14 protein-coding genes are annotated in these 19509 nt (G+C 40.6%); all 14 read right to left on the bottom strand.

Annotation, left to right across the window (positions count from 1 at the left end):
• Positions 1-49: 49 nt before the first annotated feature.
• The 14 genes from MHI08_RS08205 to dapA all read right to left on the bottom strand — a co-directional run bounded on the left by MHI08_RS08205 (position 50) and on the right by dapA (position 19501).
• Positions 50-307: a DUF3243 domain-containing protein gene (locus tag MHI08_RS08205; RefSeq protein WP_024424114.1), complete on the bottom strand. Its 258-nt coding sequence runs from the start codon at positions 305-307 to the stop codon at positions 50-52.
• A 73-nt stretch (positions 308-380) separates the two neighbouring features.
• A complete protein-coding gene (locus MHI08_RS08200; protein ID WP_342500147.1) occupies positions 381-1109 on the bottom strand; it encodes an SDR family oxidoreductase in 729 nt (242 codons plus the stop codon).
• Between the two features lie 31 nt (positions 1110-1140).
• Positions 1141-4260, bottom strand: coding sequence for an MMPL family transporter (locus MHI08_RS08195; RefSeq protein ID WP_342500146.1), 3120 nt, complete (start codon positions 4258-4260; stop codon positions 1141-1143).
• Positions 4238-4714, bottom strand: coding sequence for a MarR family transcriptional regulator (locus tag MHI08_RS08190; protein ID WP_151039478.1), 477 nt, complete (start codon positions 4712-4714; stop codon positions 4238-4240). Before MHI08_RS08190 ends, MHI08_RS08195 begins: the two co-directional genes overlap by 23 nt.
• 151 nt (positions 4715-4865) lie before the next feature.
• A complete protein-coding gene (locus MHI08_RS08185; protein WP_073205222.1) occupies positions 4866-6158 on the bottom strand; it encodes a pitrilysin family protein in 1293 nt (430 codons plus the stop codon).
• The gene (locus tag MHI08_RS08180; protein WP_339241425.1) at positions 6155-7435 is read right to left on the bottom strand and encodes a pitrilysin family protein; all 1281 of its coding nucleotides are present in this window, start codon (positions 7433-7435) and stop codon (positions 6155-6157) included. The genes MHI08_RS08185 and MHI08_RS08180 overlap by 4 nt, the downstream gene beginning before the upstream one ends.
• A 145-nt stretch (positions 7436-7580) precedes the next feature.
• Positions 7581-10697, bottom strand: a complete 3117-nt coding sequence (locus MHI08_RS08175; protein ID WP_125586761.1) for an MMPL family transporter — start codon at positions 10695-10697, stop codon at positions 7581-7583.
• A gap of 311 nt (positions 10698-11008) precedes the next feature.
• Positions 11009-12241, bottom strand: a complete 1233-nt coding sequence (locus tag MHI08_RS08170; RefSeq protein ID WP_181950609.1) for an MFS transporter — start codon at positions 12239-12241, stop codon at positions 11009-11011.
• A gap of 99 nt (positions 12242-12340) precedes the next feature.
• Positions 12341-13066: a GntR family transcriptional regulator gene (locus MHI08_RS08165; RefSeq protein WP_024424122.1), complete on the bottom strand. Its 726-nt coding sequence runs from the start codon at positions 13064-13066 to the stop codon at positions 12341-12343.
• A gap of 164 nt (positions 13067-13230) precedes the next feature.
• Entirely contained in the window at positions 13231-15603 is a 2373-nt protein-coding gene (locus MHI08_RS08160; protein WP_197172843.1) for a DNA translocase FtsK, read from the bottom strand.
• 110 nt (positions 15604-15713) lie between these two features.
• Positions 15714-15950, bottom strand: coding sequence for a YlzJ-like family protein (locus tag MHI08_RS08155; protein WP_197172842.1), 237 nt, complete (start codon positions 15948-15950; stop codon positions 15714-15716).
• On the bottom strand, positions 15947-16675 hold the full coding sequence (locus MHI08_RS08150; RefSeq protein WP_034662249.1) for a ClpP family protease: 729 nt from the start codon (positions 16673-16675) through the stop codon (positions 15947-15949). Before MHI08_RS08150 ends, MHI08_RS08155 begins: the two co-directional genes overlap by 4 nt.
• A gap of 120 nt (positions 16676-16795) precedes the next feature.
• On the bottom strand, positions 16796-18463 hold the full coding sequence (gene rnjB, locus MHI08_RS08145) for a ribonuclease J2 (RefSeq protein WP_197172841.1): 1668 nt from the start codon (positions 18461-18463) through the stop codon (positions 16796-16798).
• 171 nt (positions 18464-18634) lie between these two features.
• Positions 18635-19501: a 4-hydroxy-tetrahydrodipicolinate synthase gene (gene dapA / locus MHI08_RS08140; protein ID WP_024427012.1), complete on the bottom strand. Its 867-nt coding sequence runs from the start codon at positions 19499-19501 to the stop codon at positions 18635-18637.
• Positions 19502-19509 lie beyond the last annotated feature (8 nt).

Below are 19509 nucleotides of genomic sequence, written 5' to 3'. Positions count from 1 at the left end.
GTGAAACGGTTAAAATAAAAAGAGAGGCACAAACGACCTCTCTTTTTGTTTAGTGCGAGCTATTATTTTCAACCAGCTTGACCATCATATTTGCAATGGCACGCTGCTCATCTTCTGATGCAACGCTCCAAAGGTCAGCAAGTACTCTTTCCTGCTCGTTCTTTGCCTCAACTTCGTTAGCTAGATATCCGCCAATTTCATACGCAAGGTTATTGATGGTCTCATCTTCTAAACCTTTATCCTGCGCATGATTTAAGCGATCACCTAAAAAGTTTTTCCAATGGTCCCAGTTCTCAAGTACAGACATGTCGATTCCTCCATTCGAAAAGATGAATTACAGCCATAGCTTTTGTCATGGAGAGCCGAATTATACACGTTTTTTAACAGTACCAGCCGCCATTAACAGATAAAATTTGACCGGTGATATAACTTGACTGTTTTGAGGCGAGAAACCAAATGACATCTGCAACTTCCTCAGGCGATGCAAGGCGGCCAAGCGGGATTTCTTCTTCCAGCATTGCGATGCCTTCTTTCGTAAAACGATTCATCATGTCTGTTTTGACAGCACCTGGCGAGACAGCATTTGCTCTAATTCCACTTGGAGCAAGCTCTTTTGCTAATCCTTTAATAAACGCATTTTGCGCACCTTTGACCATGCTGTACAGCACTTCACATGATGCTCCCGTTTCTCCCCATATCGAGCTGACCGCAATAATATGGCCTGCTTTCTTTTGGATCATGGCAGGTAAAAGGGATTGGGTAAGCTCATATGGACTGGTGACATGAAGCTGCACCATACTGGCTAATACATCTTTTTCTGTATCTGTTACCAATCCGACATGGCTTCTGCCGCTGTTTAAAACAAGAATATCTGGAAAGAGCGGCAGACGGCTGACAAGCTCATCTGCTCCGCCCGTTTTAGCTAAATCTGCTTGAACGACGTGCGTCTGAATGTGATATGCCTCATCCAAATGAGCGGCGAGGCGCACAGCTGCCTGTTCATTTTTATGATAATGGAGCATCACATGGCAGCCTTCTTGGGCAAGCTTTTTCGCTGCTGCCTGCCCAATCCCGCCACTGGCACCTGTTATCAGCGCCCAACGACTCATCACATTGATTCCTTCTTTCTATATAGAATACCTATTCTTTTCGTTTAAATGGGAACCAGTTGGCTGATCCGAACAATTTCACCATTACAGGTACGAACAATGGTAGCACAACGAGTGCGTACAGTAAAAGTCCTGTAAGGACAAGTGTTGCAATCTGCAGGAGAGACAGCACACCTGATGGAAGCATGGCGGCAAATGTTCCTGCCAAAATAACAGCAGCAGACATAATGACAGACCCCATATTTTTCATTGATTCAGTCATGGCAAACTGGATGTCTTTTGTTTTGTATTCATTGAACCGCTCCATTAAGAAAATCGAATAATCGACTCCGAGCGCCATTAATATGACAAATCCAAAGAATGGCACTGCCCAGTTAATTCCAGGATATCCGAAGAAATGGGTGAAAATAAATTCTGTTACACCGATTGCTGTAAAGTAAGTCAATATGAGTGAACCTACCAAGTAAAGCGGCATGACAAGCGAACGGAACAAAATCACCAAAATAAGGAAAATACCAATCATCATATAAAGCACTGTCTTATTGAAATCTTGGTCTGACAGCTGTTTTAGATCAGCGTTCATACTTGATACACCTGAGACGCCAAATGACGCATCTTTTAGGTTTGTTTCAGGAAGTGCCCGCTCGACAGAAGCTTCCACTTGTTTAATCGTCGACAAAGCGTCATTTCCATATGGATTTTTCTCTAAAATGACATCAATCTTTGTCATCTTGCGATCATCTGACATGTATGAATCAAATACTTGCTTGAATGCTTTATTTTTCAAGACATTTTTTGGAATAAACCAGCCGGCCATGTCTTGATCTGGTGCATTTTTCAGTTCGTCTAAGTAGTCACCTGCACCCATTAAGCCGCTCGAAATTTTCTCCAGTCCATTTACACTTTTGTTCAGGCCGTCTGTCAGCTTGGTTAGATCATCTCCAAAGCCGCCAATCTTTTCTTTCATTTGCTTTTGGCCATTAATGATGTCCCCCGCTCCATTTGCAAGCTTTGGCATATTATCAGCTAATTGTCCTTGGCCTTTAGACGTTTGATCCAGTCCATTTTCAACTGCATCTAAGCCAGCAATGAGTTCATCGATTTGATTTGTCAAGACTTTTTGCTGCTCAGAAGCTTTTGCGATAAAGGCATCAGCTGCTTCAAGCTGCTTTCTAGCTTCTTTCGCTTGTTTGGCATAGCTGTCTGCCTGTTTCGCCCCTTCTTGCAATGTCGCAGAAAGTTCGTTGTACGAAGCTTTAATCGCTTGATACGATTGATTTTCTTTTACCTGCGGGATTTGCTTTTCAAGGGTACTAAATTGTGTATTTGCTTGTTTGATTAACGCTTTTACATCTGCTGCAGCAGATGATGACGTATCCACTTGCGCTAATGCTGCCTTTAATTCTTTGGAAATGCTTTTATACAGTGAAACTTGCTGATTCACTTGTGCGACTTGAGCCATTAATTCCTTTTTTGCACCTTTGATTTCACCTTTAATGGCTGCTACACCTTTTTTATTTTGATCGATGCCGTTTTGCAATTTTCTTAAGGATTTTTCAACATTTTGAATCCCTGTTTGCACAGATTCTGTACCAGAAATCAATTTGTTAATGCCTTTTCCTGATGATTTGATTTGCGGTGTTTGATCCTCAATGGATTGACTCATTGTCGTCAGTGCATCTTGGATATTTTTCAAGCCTTCATTGCTTTTATCAAGTCCTGTGTTCAGTTCTTTGGCTTGTGATTTCACGTACAGATCACTCAGCCCTTTACCGACAGGACGGGTGGCACTTCTCACTTTACTGACCCCATCTGTTTGTTCAATTGCACGGCTGAGTTTTTCGATGGCAATCAGCCCTTCATTGTTGTCTAAAAGGTCAGATGATTTCACGACCACTGTTGCCGGAAGTGCTTCACCCGGTCCAAACTTATCAGAAATGGTATTGAATGCGTTAACCGATTCGTATTTATTACCAATTTCATCTAAGCTGTTATAAGATAGAGTTCCTTTATACATGAGAATTGGCGGAAGCGTAATGATTCCTACAATTAATAAGCTGAAAAGCGGTTTCTTAAATGAAAAACGGCCTGCTGTTTCCCACATTTTTGACTGCGGGTGGGCAATATCGCCTTTAATCGGCCAAAATAACACTTTTCCTAAAACCGCCATAAAGAACGGTACAATCGTGAGAAGGGCCACAATGAGCACAGCAACCCCAACTGCTACTGCAACAGCTGATTTATAAAGCTGGAATTGTGCGAGACCAATACATGTAAAACCGATCAGCACTGCAATTCCGCTGAATAAGACGGTCTTTCCTGCTGTTTTATACGTAATCAAAATCGCTTCAATTTTATCTTTACCGTGTGCGATCTCTTCCTTAAAGCGGCTGAGAAGCAGTATGCAGTAATCTGTTCCAATTCCAAACATGATCGCGACCATAAAGATCTGAGTAAAGGTCGAGAGCGGAAAGTCTACATATTTCACTAAATAAGCCACGATTGATTGACTCACCAAGTAAGACAGTGCCACTGCGACTAAGGGAACGAAAGGCGCCACAGCTGACCTAAAAACAAGAATAAGGACAACGAGAATAAACCCAATCGTAATGAATTCTGTTTTCTTCAGGCCTTCCTGCGAACTTGTGATAACATCATCATCAATTAACGGCTGCCCTGTCATTTCAAATTTCAGGTTTAAGCTTTTTAGCTTTTCATTGACTCTTTCTTTAAAATCGGACGCTTTGATTTTGTTTGAGTCATATGTAACTGGAACAAGGAGTGTCGTTTGATCTTTAGAGAGCATTTGTTTTTTGATATCTTTATTGGCTTCAAAGTAAGAAGTGATGTCCTCTATGTGGAGATCTTGATCTTTTTCTAAAATATCCATTGCCTTTTTTAAAGATGTTTCTCTTTCTTTCACAATGTTCTTTTCTTGAAAGACAATGACGATTGATTTTTCTGTATCGCCGTTTTCAGACATTTTCTTTAATAACTGATTGGCATATGAGGACGGATAGCCGTCTGGTACAGAAATTTGCCCCTTTTCTTTTGTTAATTGCGACATATTAGGAGCGGTGATGAGTAACACTGCCGCTAATACGATCCACAGGATCGTGATCAGCCATCTACCCTTTATGATTGCTCTCATTAGTACTTTGTGCCTCCTCTTCGATGATCACTTGATAGATCTTTTCATATGTTTGAATAAATGATTCCATTTCTTTTTCTTCAAGCTTTTCAAAATAAGATCGAACCAGGTCTTGAAGCTGCTTTTCCATTCGGCTGACCACATCTTTGCCCTCTGGCGTGACGTACAGGTGAACATTTCTTCTGTCAGCTTGATCATGTTCACGAAAAATATAGTTTTTCGTAAAAAGACGATTGGTCATGGATGTTACAGCACTTTTGTTTACATTACATACATAAGCAAGGTCCGTAGATGTACATCCTGGATGTAAATTGATGTATCGAAGCGAGTAATATTGATCAAGCGTCAGCTCTTTATCAAGCTTTTCGGTGATCATACTCGAGACTTTTTTCTCCATCCAGAGATAGACATCTGCATACCTCTGGATAAGCTGGGCAATTTTATTTTGTTCCATACGCTGCTCCTTTTTAGTTTAAGTGTTTAACTATTAAAGAGTTTAACTAATGTCCAAAACAATTGTCAATGAATATCCTCACAAATAAAACGGCTTTTTCAATGAACATAAAAAAGACAAACTCTGCCGATATGAGTTTGTCTTTTTACATTTATTTTGTTTTTGGGACGACTTTGAAAACAGACATCCGTTCTTCATCAATTTCTTCATCTAAAATTTGCTGAATATCAGTCAATTGAATTTGTTCCAGCATTGTGACGACATCAAATAAGCTCATGTCTAAGAATGCATATCGAGTAAATTGGTTCGCAATATATTCTGGAGAATTCATGGCTTTTAAAAAGCTGCCGATTTTTTTCTTGCGCGCGAGTTCAATTTTCTCTTCTGTCATGAGGCTTTTTGCTTGAAGAAGGGTTTCTTTTAATACCTTTGCGAGTTGATCAGGATCATTTGTATCCCCGCCAACTGAAGTGAAGCCAAAGCCGCCCTCTTCTGTATAATCGTAGCTGAATGTTTCATCAATTAAGCCTTTTTCATACATCTGTTCATATTGTAAGGAGCTTTTGCCAAACAGCGTCTCTAAAATGAGGTTCATCCCAAGCTCATGCTTTAGCAGCTGATTTCCTTTTTTATGCGGGTTCTTTGTTTTCAAACCGAACATACATTTAGAGCCTTGTACGTTCATTGGAAGTTCGTATTCTTTCCGGTACACACCTTCTGGCTCATTGATGTCTTTTCGTTTGATCTCCGGCTGGTCTGTAAATGGCTTTTTCGCCTGATTCGCTCTGACTTGATCTAAAATTTGCTTCGGATCAACAGGCCCGACGACGAATAGAAGCATATTGCTCGGGTGATAGAACGTTTCATAACATTCATACAAATGATCTTTTGTAATAGGGGCAATGCTCTCTACTGTTCCAGCAATATCTATTCTAACAGGATGCTCTTGATATAAATTTTCAATCAGACCAAAGAATAAACGCCAGTCCGGATTGTCATCATACATGTTAATTTCTTGACCAATGATGCCCTTTTCTTTTTCGACTGTTTTTTCAGTAAAATAAGGCTCTTGAACAAAATCAATGAGTGTCTCAAGGTTTTGTTCGACATTTGAGGTGCTTGAGAATAAATAAGCCGTTCTTGTAAACGTTGTAAAAGCGTTTGCGGATGCTCCCTGTTTACTAAAAGTATGAAACACGTCTCCATCTTCTTTTTCAAACAGCTTATGCTCTAAGAAATGTGCAATACCGTCAGGCACTCGAATCATGTCTTCTTTGCCAAGCGGCACAAATTCGTTATCGACAGAGCCATATTTTGTTGTAAAGGTCGCATAGGTTTTGTTAAACCCTTGCTTTGGCAGCACATAGACGTCAAGTCCGCTTTCCATTTTTTCGTGATAGACCGTTTCTTGCAGCTGATCGAATTGAATTGTTTTCACTGTCATGAAGCACCCTCCGTTCCTTTAAGAAAATAGGTCGTATCCCATTCGATTTTCTGACCCACTTTGATGATGTCCTCTTTTGTCACTCGGTCTAATGCTTCTAAAAAGGAATCAAGGGTTTCCCCAGTTGGAACAACGGCATGCTGATACAAATATTCTGCTGTTCCATAAGACGTATCGATCGTTTCAAGCAGCTGGTTTTTGACGACTGCTTTTGTTTGATCAATTGCTTCATCTGAAAAATCACCTTTTTGCATCGCTTCAAATTGTTCTTTAATGATGTCTACTGCCTGCTGGTAGTTGCCGACTTCAATCCCTGACATGACCATCATCAAGCCTTTAAAGCTCTCAAGTCTAGACACAGCATAGTACGCAAGACTTGCCTTTTCACGAACATTAATGAATAGCTTAGAATGCGAGAAACCGCCGAATATACCATTAAACAAATGCAGCGCCGGATAATCTTTATCTGCAATCGTTGTATGTGTACGAAAGCCGATATTCAGCTTGCCTTGTTTCACGTCCTCTTCATCAATGACTTCTTTTGGTTCATTTTGAGATCTTTTTGATTCAGCCTGCTGTTTGACTGGTTCTCTTTCACTTGTTTTAAAGTATTGGGAGACCATGCGGCTGATGTCTTGTTCGTCAACATCTCCGACAACATAAAGATCAAGCTGGTTTGATTGAAGCGCATGCTCATAAGCTTCAAAGAGCGAGTGAGGTGTGATTGCATCGATGTCTTCCATTTCACCATTGACGTGCAGCGCATATGGTTCACCTTTACACATTTCCTGCACAAGTCTTAAGTTCGAATAACGCATTTTGTCATCATAAACTGCCTGAATTCGCTGTTTTAATGTGCGTTTTTCTTGATCCACATATAATTGACTAAACACTCCTTCTTCAACATACGGGTTGAATAATAGGTCAGATAGTAAGGCAATCCCTTTTTCTAGTAAAGGGGTTTGATCGTTTAAATATTTTTCATTCGCCATTTCTAGGCGAAAGGTAATGATGTGATTCTCACCTTTTTTCGCCATGTCGGCGGAAACGGTTGCTCCATAGAGCTCATCAAAATAGGCACGCAGTGCGCCTGTTTTCGGCATCTTTTCTGTTCCTCTTAACAGCACATGCGGGAAAAGAGAACGCATGGTGACGTCATCTTTGGATAGCGGTGCAAGCATTTTAAAAAGGATTGTCACGGTTTTAAATTTTTCTGTTTTGACAATATGAGTATGAAGACCCGGTGTGTCCAGTGTCTTCTCTTGTAAGTACGTCATGAGAAACCTCCTTTGTTCATCCTATTTATTATGTATTAGAACATAGCTGATATATACGTGAAACAGCCATTTAATAGACATTATATCAATCAGAGGAAAGGATAGGAAATAAAAACGCCTCTGCTCATAGCAGAGACGCCAGTCGTTATTTCATTCTAAACGGCCACCAATTCCATTTACCAAAAATACGAACCATGACCGGAATAAAGAGGGGCAATACAACAAAAGCATATAATAAAAGTCCAATGAGTACGACTGTTGCAATTTCAACAAGCGATAATACTCCTGATGGCAGCATAGCAGCGAACGTACCTGCTAAAATGGCCACTGCAGAAATAATAACAGAACCCATATTTCTCATCGCTGATATCATCGATGCTTGTACATGCTCTCCCTTCCATTCATTAAAACGATCCATAAGGAAGATGGAATAATCGATCCCGAGCGTCACAAGAATGACAAAGCTGAAAAATGGAACAGCCCAGCTGACACCATCGTAGCCAAAAAATGTTTTAAAGATCCATTCTGTTAACCCGATTGATGTAAAATACGTTAAAATCAGTGAAAGTGTTAAGTATATCGGCATGACGATTGACCGTAATAAAATAATTAAAATAATAAAAATACCAATTAACATGAAGATAACAGTTCGAATAAAGTCACCGTCAGACGTTTCTTTTAAGTCCACATTTAAGCTTGAGATACCAGATACACCGTATTTGGCATTTTTGAGTCCACTTACAGGTAAATATTGATCAAGGGTTTCCTCAATTTTCGCGACACCTTTCATCGCTTCATTACTGTATGGATTCACATTTAAGATGACTTCAAAAGTCGTTAATTTACGATCTGGAGACATATACGTATGAAAGATTTGCTTAAATTCTTGGCGTTTCAGCACTTCTTCCGGAATAAACCAGCCCGTTATTTCTTCATCTGGCGCTTGCTGCAGCTGCTTTAAGTAGCCGTCAGCCTCGGTGAAGCCGCTTTTGACCTGTTCAAGCCCTTCAATACTTTCACCTAATCCATCTGTTAACAACGTAAGTTTTGATGAAAGCTGGCTAAATCCTTTTTTGATGGCTTTTTGGCCGTCTGTCAGCTGATCTGCACCATCTTCGATTTTAGGCATTTCTTTAATCAATTGTTTTTGGCCCTCATTTGTTTGGTCAAGGCCGTCATAAATTTGATCAAGCCCATCCATGAGCGCTTGCACTTGGCGTTTTACTTCTTTTTGCTTGCTTGATAAGGTTTGAATCACTTGATCTGCCTGCTTGATCTTTTGTTTAAAGTGAGCGGCTTCCTCTTCATATACACTCATTTGATCCCCTGCTTGATCAAGCATTCCTTTTGTTTCTTTGAATACCTTCTTGATTTCTTTATATTCATCCATGTCTTTTACTTCTGGAAGACGATTTTCTAGTGCTTCAAATGATAGATTTTCATAGGATGCCCTTACTTTCTTAATGGTTGTCATCAGCTGCTGATTCGATTTCGCATGGCGTTCAAGTGTATTCACCACTCGCTCTAGCTCTTGAATCATCGTTTCGCTGCTGCGATATTCTTGCTCTAATTCTTTTTTCGCTTTTTTGATTTTACTTCGAATGGTGCCGACGCCTTCCTTACTGCGTCTCACCCCATCTTCTAAAGAGATTAAGGATTCCCTGACTTCTCCGATACCGCTTTTGATTGCTTTTGTTCCATCAATCAGCTGGTCAATGCCTTGAGCGGATTCTTCAATTTTTGGTTTTTGTTTGAGAAGAGCGAGATTTGTTTCGGTCAAGCCATCTGAAATTTTCCCGATTCCTTCATGGCCTTTGCCAAGTTCTCCTCCCAGCTCTTTCGCTTGAGAGGTGACATAAAGCTGGCTCAGCCCGTCCCCAACAGGCCGCGTGACACTGCGGACTGTTTTGACTTCGTCAATGTCATTTAATTTACGAGTCAGTTTTTCAATCATGACAATCTTTTCTTGATTATCCAGCTTATGATCATTTTCGACAAGCACATTCAGCGGCAGCGCTTCACCAAAGCCAAATTGCTCTGATATCGTATTAAATGCTGACACCGACTCATACTTATTCCCAATTTCATTTAAACTGTTATAAGATAGGGTGCCGTCGTACATCAGAATAGGAGGCACTGTAATAAGAGCGACTAACCCTAAGCTGATCAGCGGCCTTTTAAATGAAAAACGCCCAGCCCATTCCCACATTTTACTTTGCGGGTGCCGAATGTTTTCTCTTTTAGATGGCCAGAATAGAGATTTTCCGAAAACAGACATAAAAAAGGGAACGATGGTGACAAGGGCAATCAGCAGAATGCCTACTCCAACGGCAACACTAACGGCTGATTGATACAATTGGAATTTAGCAAATCCAATACTTGAGAAGCCGACTAACACGGCTAAGCCGCTGAAAAATACCGTTTTCCCTGCACATTGATACGTGACGATAATCGACTCTTTGACATCACGGCCTTGACCGATCTCCTCTTTAAAACGGCTTAACAGCAGGATGCAATAATCCGTTCCGATACCGAACATAATGGCTACCATAAAAATCTGAGTAAAATTAGATAGAGGAAATTGTGTATATTCTACGAGAAAAGCCACAATACACCGGCTGACAGCGTAAGAAATGCCTATCGTAATGAGCGGAACAACAGGTGCCAATATCGATCTGAAAACAATAATTAAAATAAAGAAAATAAAAATCATCGTGATAAGTTCAGTTTTCTTCAGACCTTGTTGAGAGCTTTGAATGACATCTGAATCCACAAACTTTTGACCCGTTATTTCATATGAGACATGATAGGGCTTTAAAACTTCCTCAATTTGTTCTTTAATCTTCACAGCTTTTGTTTCGTAGTGGTCGAATTTGAATGGAACAAGAAGTGTACTTTTATCCTTTGATAAAAGTTGTTTTTGAATGTCCGGATCTACATGAAAATACGAAGTAATTCCGTCAATGTGGAGTTCTGGGGCATTTGACATGAGTGCAGCTAAAGCCTTTTTTAATTCCTGCTCTTTCGCAGGGAACAGATGTTGTTCGGAGAATACAAGCACACCTGTATCTTTCTTCCCGTTCTTATCTGACAGCTTATCCAATAGGTGAAGTGCCTCAGCTGTTGGTGTCCCCTCCGGAACCTTTAATTGCCCTTTTTCTCTTGTTAATTCCTCTAAATCGGGCGCAGTAATAAACAGAATCACAGCTGTTATCATCCACACCACTAATACAATCCATCTTGCTTTAATTATTTGCAACATAGCTGCTTCAAGCTCCTTCTACTTCTTCAATCAATTTGCTGTATTTGAGCGTGTCTGAAGTGCTGACTGCGTCTCCTTCAAATGGCAGGATGACCTATTCAATTATCCTTTCGTGTTGAAGAAGCATATCTCCATCATCAGCACGCGAGCTCAATTTCTGTCTAAAGAAAGACAGAAATTGAATGTTTTTGAACACCTCCAATTTGGGATAATTTAAAAGATATTACTATACATTAGTTTAACTATCAAAATTTTACATGTCAATTTATAAAAAAGAAAAAAGATGGCAAAATACCATCTTTTTTCTATATTTAAACCGTTTTTAATTGTTCACTCTCATCCTCTTCATCTGGCTGGATGAAAAAGAGGACCAAAAATAGTGAAATGAGACTGCAAATGGTCGAGAGAATAAAAACAATGGAGTCCCCTTTATCCATTAGATAGGCAAAAATCGGAGGTCCTAAAGCAACACCGATAAAACGCATACTGCTATAAAATGACGTAATGGTACCGCACTGCTCTTTTTCAATTCCTTCTGTAATCAGCGCATCAAGTGCAGGCAGCACAATACCGATGCCCACTCCGCCAATGCTTAAACAGATAAACAATACGAAAAAGCTGTGATTCCACCATAAAAAAATATAAGAAAGTGATAACAAAGCCATCCCTACGATTATAAAGATTCTCATTTTTCCTTTTTCTTTTCCAATCGTTTTTCCAGCAATGTAGGAACTGATTGATAGAAAAAGGAGCGGAATACTCAGCAGGAGTCCTTTTTTAACGCCTTTTATTTGATAAGCTGCCTCGAGGTTATCGGATAAGTAAAAAAGCACACCAAAAAGAAGAAACATAATAAAACCGCCAATAGCAAAAATGGCATAAAGCCAGCGTCCTTCATGCTTAAAAATGGTCTTTGTTGATTTTAAAAATTCTTTAAATGTAGGCGGATCCTCCTCTTTTTTCGCCGACTCTACCATGAACAGTACCATGAGAAAGCTGATGATCGAAAAGAACGGAATGAACCAAAACGGCACAAACCAAAACCATGAAGCAAGAAGTGCCCCAATAATAGGGCTTAGTACCTTACCTGCTGTATTGGAGGTTTCAATGGCGCCAAGTCCGGCACTGACCTCTTCATCATCATGAAACAAATCTCCAATAAACGGCATAACGACAGGTGCGGCTCCAGCTGAACCAATCCCTTGAAGGACCCTGCCAAACAGAATCCACATATAAGGTTCTTTCATGATCGTTGAGGCGACTGCTGCCACAGCTCCTCCAAGTCCAGCGATTAAAAGACACGGCAGCAGTACCTTTTTCCGCCCAATCCGGTCTGATAAGTAACCGGCGATTGGAATACATAAGATGGCTACAACCGAATATACCGTAATAATGAGAGAGACTTGAAAGGAAGTAATCGAGAGTTTCTTTTCTATCTCTGGCAATACTGGTATTAACATCGAGTTCCCTAGTGTCATGATTAGAGGCACTGATGATAATGCAATGATATTCTTTTTACTGACTGTTTTCTCGCCCAACATCATTCACCCAATTCTATATACTGTTACGTATTAGTGTGGCAAGTTTGACGAGTATTATGTATGGGCAAACAAAAAGCAGCCGCCTATGGAAGCGACTGCTTATTAAAATCGTTTGCGTATGACATGAAAGCTGAATTTATCCGCTCGAAAATAATTGAGGGAGTATAAGACCGGCTGATCATCCTGATCATAGTGCATTTGTTTCAGTAATAATAACGCCGTTTCAGGGTCACAATCTAGAATCGGTGAGACCTGATCGTGGTAGCCAATTGGTTCAATGTCAGCAACTGCATATTTAATCCCGCTGTGCGGTTCTCTTCCAAACAGCTCAAAAAGAGACTCTTCTTCATGTGTAAAAGAAGCGGGAAGATGTTTGACCGGAATTTTATCTAAACAATAAACAACTGGCTGCCCATCTGCCGTTCGAACGCGTTCCATTGAAAAAATCCCATCAGATTTATCACACTGAAAACGAATGACATCATTCTCTGTCGGCTCCCCTTCTTGCGAGGATAAAAAAATGGTGCCAGGCGTCATATTGACCTGCTCAATCATTTTCGTGACACTTGTCAGCTGTTCTATGCCTGTTGAAAAAAGCGGTCTTGAATTGACGAAAGTCCCTACCCCATGCCTTCTAATTAAATACTTCTCTTCTTCTAATATACGAAGGGCCTCACGCAGTGTCGCTCTGCTCACACCTAAAAGTTTTGAGAGCTCAAACTCAGAAGGCAGTTTTTCTTTTTCAGCATATACACCTGTTTGAATATCTTCTTTAATACGGTCAATCACTTTCAAATATAAATGGCGATTGTCTGTTTTGGTCGACATGTTTTCCCTCCGTCTAATCAATGCAAATGATAAGATGAGAAATCTCTATTCCGAGATAAGTTGAACATAACTATATCATGTTTTTGCAAATAAATAAATAGTCTGACATCCAGTTAACATAATCATACTATCGTTTACTGTTTTTCAGGAAAGCTCTCTTCAATTTATGAAGAGAGCTCGTCATATTGTTCTTTTGAGAGAAGAACTTCTCTCGGTTTACTTCCTTCATATGGGCCTACAACGCCCCGCTCTTCCATTGCGTCAATGAGACGTGCCGCCCGGGTATAACCGATGCGGAATCTTCTTTGCAGCATAGAAACAGAAGCCGTCTGCATACCGATGATCAATTCTACTGCTTCATCATACAGATCATCTTCCACAGCCGCAAGCTGATCCTGCGTTTCTTCGCTCGGAATCATTTCCTCTTGGTATTGTGCTTTTTGCTGTGTGATCACGTGATCCACAACATGTTCCACTTCTTCATCTGATAAAAAGGCGCCTTGTACACGAACCGGCTTGTTTGCACCAACAGGTAAAAACAGCATGTCCCCTCTGCCCAGCAGCTTTTCTGCGCCTCCCATATCAAGGATCGTCCTTGAATCGGTTTGTGAGGATACGCTGAAGGCAATACGGGACGGGATGTTGGCTTTAATGACACCTGTAATGACATCGACAGAAGGTCTTTGTGTGGCGATAATCAAATGAATTCCCGCAGCACGAGCCATTTGAGAAAGTCTTGTAATGGAATCTTCCACATCAGAGGAAGCGACCATCATTAAATCTGCAAGCTCGTCTACAATGACAACAATATAAGGAAGCTCTGGCTGTTTAGCATCTTCTGTTTGATTCATCCGTTTAATGTAATCATTGTATCCTTCAATATTTCTTGTCCCCGTATGCGAAAACAATTCATAGCGGCGTTCCATTTCGCTGACTACTTTTTTAAGGGCCTGCGATGCTTTCTTAGGGTCTGTTACGACAGGAGCCAAAAGATGCGGAATGCCATTATACACATTTAATTCAACCATTTTCGGATCAATCATCATCATTTTCACTTCATGAGGCTTCGCTCTCATGAGGATGCTTGTGATAATACCATTGATACACACACTTTTTCCGCTTCCAGTCGAACCTGCTACAAGCAAATGCGGCATTTTGTTCATTTCAGCAAGAACAGCTTCACCCGAGATATTACGGCCGAGTCCAATGAGGAGCTTAGCATTTGGACGGTCATTTTGCTTCGATTCTAATACCTCTTTTAATGAAACCATAGCAATTTCTGCATTCGGAACTTCGATGCCGATGGCTGATTTACCAGGAATCGGCGCCTCAATACGAATGTCCTTTGCTGCAAGGGCAAGGGCTAAATCATCACTTAGATTGACGATCTTGCTGACCTTCACGCCGACATCTGGATATACTTCATATTTGGTCACAGCTGGACCTAAATGAACCTGTGTGACTTTTGCTTTCACACCAAAGCTTTGAAATGTTTTTTCAAGCTTTCTGGCATTTTCATAAATATTTTTCTTATCTGTTTGCTGACCTGAATGCTGAGGCTCTGCCAAAATATCAAGTGACGGCAATTCATAATCTTTGTTTTCAAGTTCTGTAAATGTCATCGGAGGCGCCTCTTTTGGTTCATCGGCTGTATCTGATTGAACTGGTGCACTTTGCACAGAGTCCTGAAGAGGCGCTGTCTCTTTTGCCGCCTGCTTTTTTTGAACCGTCGGGGTGATAACGTCATCTCTGTCTGCAAAGCTTGAAATAATCGGCTGGCTATTATCAGAAGACGGCGTTTCCTCTTCGATCAAGATCAGATCATCCTCGTCTTCTTCTTGATTGCGTGAACGTTTTTTCTTTTCACCTGTTTTCTGAGAGGACGCGCTCTTTTTCGCCTGCCTGATTCCTTTCATATCTTCAACAAACGCTTTCCACTGCTTCACCATAAATTGTGATACAGGAATCGTCACTTTTTTCACCATTTCCTGAAGGGATCGGTTTGTAATCAGGACAATTCCAATCAGCATCAGAACAATCGCCATGATTTGCGAGCCTGCTTGCGCAAATAAGAAATAAGAAGCAGCAAACAATACGGCGCCGATCATGCCGCCCCCTAAATCAGGCGATCCTGTTTCACCTTTCATATCCATCAAGAAAAGCTCAAATGTATTTCTAATCACACTTTGAGATCCAATGACGCCAGCAGATGAAAGATGCTGAAAGAGCTTCACATGTGACAAAAGCAAGATGCTCGCAATGATGCAGTAGAGACCTGCTTTTCTTCTTGTTAAAATGTCTGGGATTTGTTTTTTCCAGAAAATCGTCACACCAAAAAGAAATAATCCGATAAGACAGAGAATGAACCATTCACCTGCAAAGAATCGGAATAGATGTACAAAGGTTTGTCCAACAACGCCCAGCTGTAAAATGGCAATGATCGCTATGGCAATACAGACTAACCCATTTAATTCATATTTCAGTTTTAGCTGTTTATTTTGTTTTTTTCTCGTTTTCCGTTTTCTCTTTTTAGCCATACTCATCACCTTACTACGAAAGAAAATATAACCTACCGAAAGATCAGAAAGAAAGCAGCCTGGTTTTGGCTGCATCTTGTTGTAAGTTTTCCCTTTATTATAGCATAGAATCATTCATATGAGTCGGTTTGATTGGTGCCTAAATGTAACTTCAACCGCTTGCCTGGTGCAAGCTCTTGATTGAGAAAATCCATAGGATTGGTGCTCATGACTTGAACGATTTCTGCTTCATCTTCTTTCATTTCAACCATCACTGGCACACCTTGAATGTTTACCTGCTGGAGCCTGCGCTCTCCCTGTTCCTCAGCGTAAATGGCTTCATATGGCATAGGCGTATATAAAATCATTGGATCAGCCCCTCGTTTTGAGATGCCCTGTCTCCGATAAGTTCGTTCAACTTTTTAATCGCTTGTCCTACACCGCCCACTTCATTCATGAGTCCGTATTCTGCTGCCTCATGACCAACGACATTTGTTCCGATGTCTCTCGTCAAATTGCCTTTTGAGAACATGAGCTCTTTAAACTTCTCTTCTGTAATGTTGGAGTGGCTTGTGACAAAGTTAATGACTCTTTCCTGCATTTTATCTAAGTATTCAAAGGTTTGCGGAACACCAATCACAAGACCTGTTAAACGCACAGGATGAATGGTCATCGTAGCTGTTTCTGCAATATACGAATAGTCACACGATACAGCAATCGGGACACCTATCGAGTGGCCGCCGCCAAGCACAATCGAGACAGTTGGCTTTGATAAAGAAGCAAGCATTTCTGCAATCGCAAGTCCCGCTTCAACATCTCCCCCTACTGTATTTAAGATGATCAGAAGACCTTCTATTTTAGGGTTTTGTTCAACGGCTACGATTTGTGGAATGACATGTTCGTATTTGGTTGTTTTATTTTGCGGCGGAAGCTGCATATGGCCTTCAATTTGTCCAATAATGGTGAGGCAATGGATATTTGTATCTTGCGGCAGCTGCGGAATGGCTGTTTCACCAAGCTGCTGTATTTTGCTCATAATACTGTCTTTTTCTTCTGGCTTTCGCTCAGGCTGCTGTTCATTCTTTTCGTCCATTTGTCTCCATCCTTTCCTCAAACTCTTCTCCTATTATGAACAAATAGGGCATATTCCATCCGCATTCCTCATGCCACATCAAAAAAGCCCAAAGAGCTTATACTCTTTGGGCTTTTCTCATCACACTTCCATAATAATTGGAATGATCATCGGCTTACGTTTTGTTTTTTCATATAGGAATTGATTTAGCACATCGCGCATGGATTGTTTCAATGTTGACCATTCAACAATTGAGTTTTCCGTTTGCTCTTTGACAATTCCTTTGACCATTTCTGTTGCTTTCACAATCAGCTCTTCGGATTCTCTTACATAGACAAATCCTCTTGTGATGATTTCAGGTCCAGAAATTAATTGTTTCTTTTGTTTATCAAGCGTAATGACAACAATCAAGATGCCGTCTTGAGACAATAGACGTCTATCGCGTAACACGATGTTTCCGATATCACCAACGCCAAGACCATCGATCAAAATGTTTCCTTGGTGAACTTTTTCACCGATTTTGACATTCTGTCCTCTAAACTCAACAACATCTCCTTTATCAATCAAGAAAATGTCACTGCGTTTCATGCCTACTTCTTCAGCAATACGAGAATGTGCTTTTTGCATACGATATTCGCCATTCACCGGAATTAAATACTTCGGTTTTAGTAAGTTCAGCATTAGCTTTAACTCTTCTTGGCAGCCATGTCCAGATACATGAACACGTTTTTGCGCAAAAATGACTTGTGCTCCGCTTCTTGTGAGGAAATCCACTGTTTTAGAGTATGTGAGTTCTTGTCCAGGAAGTGGTGTAGATGCAATCACAACTGTATCATCTTTTTCAATATGAAGCTGTTTGTGATTTTGCTTCGCCATTTTTGTTAAAGCAGCAAGCGGCTCTCCGTGGCTTCCAGCGGTCAGAATAACCACGTCGTTTTTCGCCATTTTCTTCACTTCTTGAACGGGTACAAATAATTCTTCTTCTGCTGTAACATAACCAAGCTTGATTGCTAGCTGAAGGGTTGTCATCATATTTTTCCCTGCAACGGCTAGCTTACGGCCATTTTGATTTGTTGCATTAATGATTTGCTGCACGCGGTTAATATTAGATGAAGACACAGCAACGATCACACGATTTTCAGCATTGTACATCGCATTTGAGATTTCGTCTTGGACGAGCGCCTCAGAAGGTGTATAGCCTGGTTTTTCAGCATTTGCACTGTCTGAAAGTAGTGCTAAAACGCCGTTGTTTCCAATTTTCGCAATCTCTCCGATGTCACAGGCTTGGTTAAGCGCTGGGGTTTGATCAAATTTAAAATCACCTGTGCATACGATTGAACCAAGAGAGGTTTTGAAGCTGATCCCAACTGAATCAGGAATGCTGTGATTCGTTCTAAAGAACGATACTTTTGTTGTTTCAAAAGTAATAACTGATTTTGCATGTACCTCACGCAAATCAGCTTTTTGATTGAAGCCATACTGCTTTAATTTTTCTCGAAGTAACGCAAGGGTCAGCTTCGTTCCGTAGACTGGTACAGACAATTTACTTAAGCAATGGAATACGCCTCCGATTGCTTCATCATGTCCGTGGGTAAGAAAAATTGCTTTCACCCGATCAGCACGCTCTGTTAAATAAGAGATATCAGGAATGACGACGTCAATGCCCAGCATTTCATTTTCTGGATGCATTAAACCTGCATCTACTACATATATGTCCGAATCAATCTCAATGACATATAGGTTTTTTCCGATTTCTCCAACGCCTCCGAGTGCAATAATTCTTACGTTCTCTGTATTTTTCTTTTTCAAAATTCTTATCCTCCTAGTCTCAAGCCCGTCCATCATCGCTTAATGCTATTATAACTGAATCTAATTTTAGAAAACAAGATGAAGTCACATTTTAAGAAAGTGTTTATGTATAAAAAACGGTCATACTCAGGGACATCTGAGAATGACCGCTTACGAAATCTTTTGTTTTGATCAGCTGTTTAAAACGCTGCTTAAATCCAGTCTCTCTTCTTCTGACAAAGGCAAAAGCGGAAGACGAACAGATCCGACGTCTAGTCCTTTCAGCTGAAGGGCTGTTTTGACAGGCGTTGGATTTGGTGCTGAGAAAAGCTGTTTCATGATTGGAAGCAGCTTTTGATGGATCAATGCTGCATTCGCTGTTTGGCCTGAAGCATAGCTTTTCAGCATTTGCTGCATATCCAGTCCTACGATATGAGATGCAACCGAGACAACTCCTTTTGCACCAACAGATACAGCCGGAAGTGTTAAGCTGTCGTCCCCTGAATATACGTCGAAATCTTCTGGCGTCTCTGCAATGATTTTTGTCATAGCATCAAGATCGCCGCTTGCTTCTTTAATGGCAACAATGTTAGGTATTTGCGCAAGCTTAATCGTTGTTTCTGGTGCTAATGAAGCTGCCGTTCTTCCTGGTACATTGTAAAGCATGACAGGAAGAGATGTAGACTCGGCAATGGCTTTAAAGTGTGCATACATGCCTTCCTGTGATGGCTTGTTGTAATAAGGTACGACAAGCATCACTGCATCAACGCCCGCTTCTTCTGCTTTTTTCGTTAGTTTGATAGACGCATTTGTATTATTACTGCCTGTTCCTGCAATGATTTTACAACGACCATTTGCTAATTTGACCGATTGCTGAAAAAGAGCGACTTTTTCTTCATTCGATAAAGTTGGCGATTCGCCTGTTGTCCCTGCAACGACTAAGGAGTCACTGCCGTTTTTTAACAAGTAATCAATGAGAATTGATAGCTTTTGGAAATCGATGTTGCCCTTTTTATCAAAAGGTGTAATCATAGCTGTTGCGATATTTCCGAAATTCATTTTTTTCA

It is taken from the genome of Bacillus sp. FSL M7-0791 (assembly GCF_038627085.1).
GTDB lineage: Bacteria > Bacillota > Bacilli > Bacillales > Bacillaceae > Bacillus > Bacillus safensis.
Note: the sequence above shows the minus strand (reverse complement) of the source record. Positions and strands in the feature narration are given on the sequence as shown.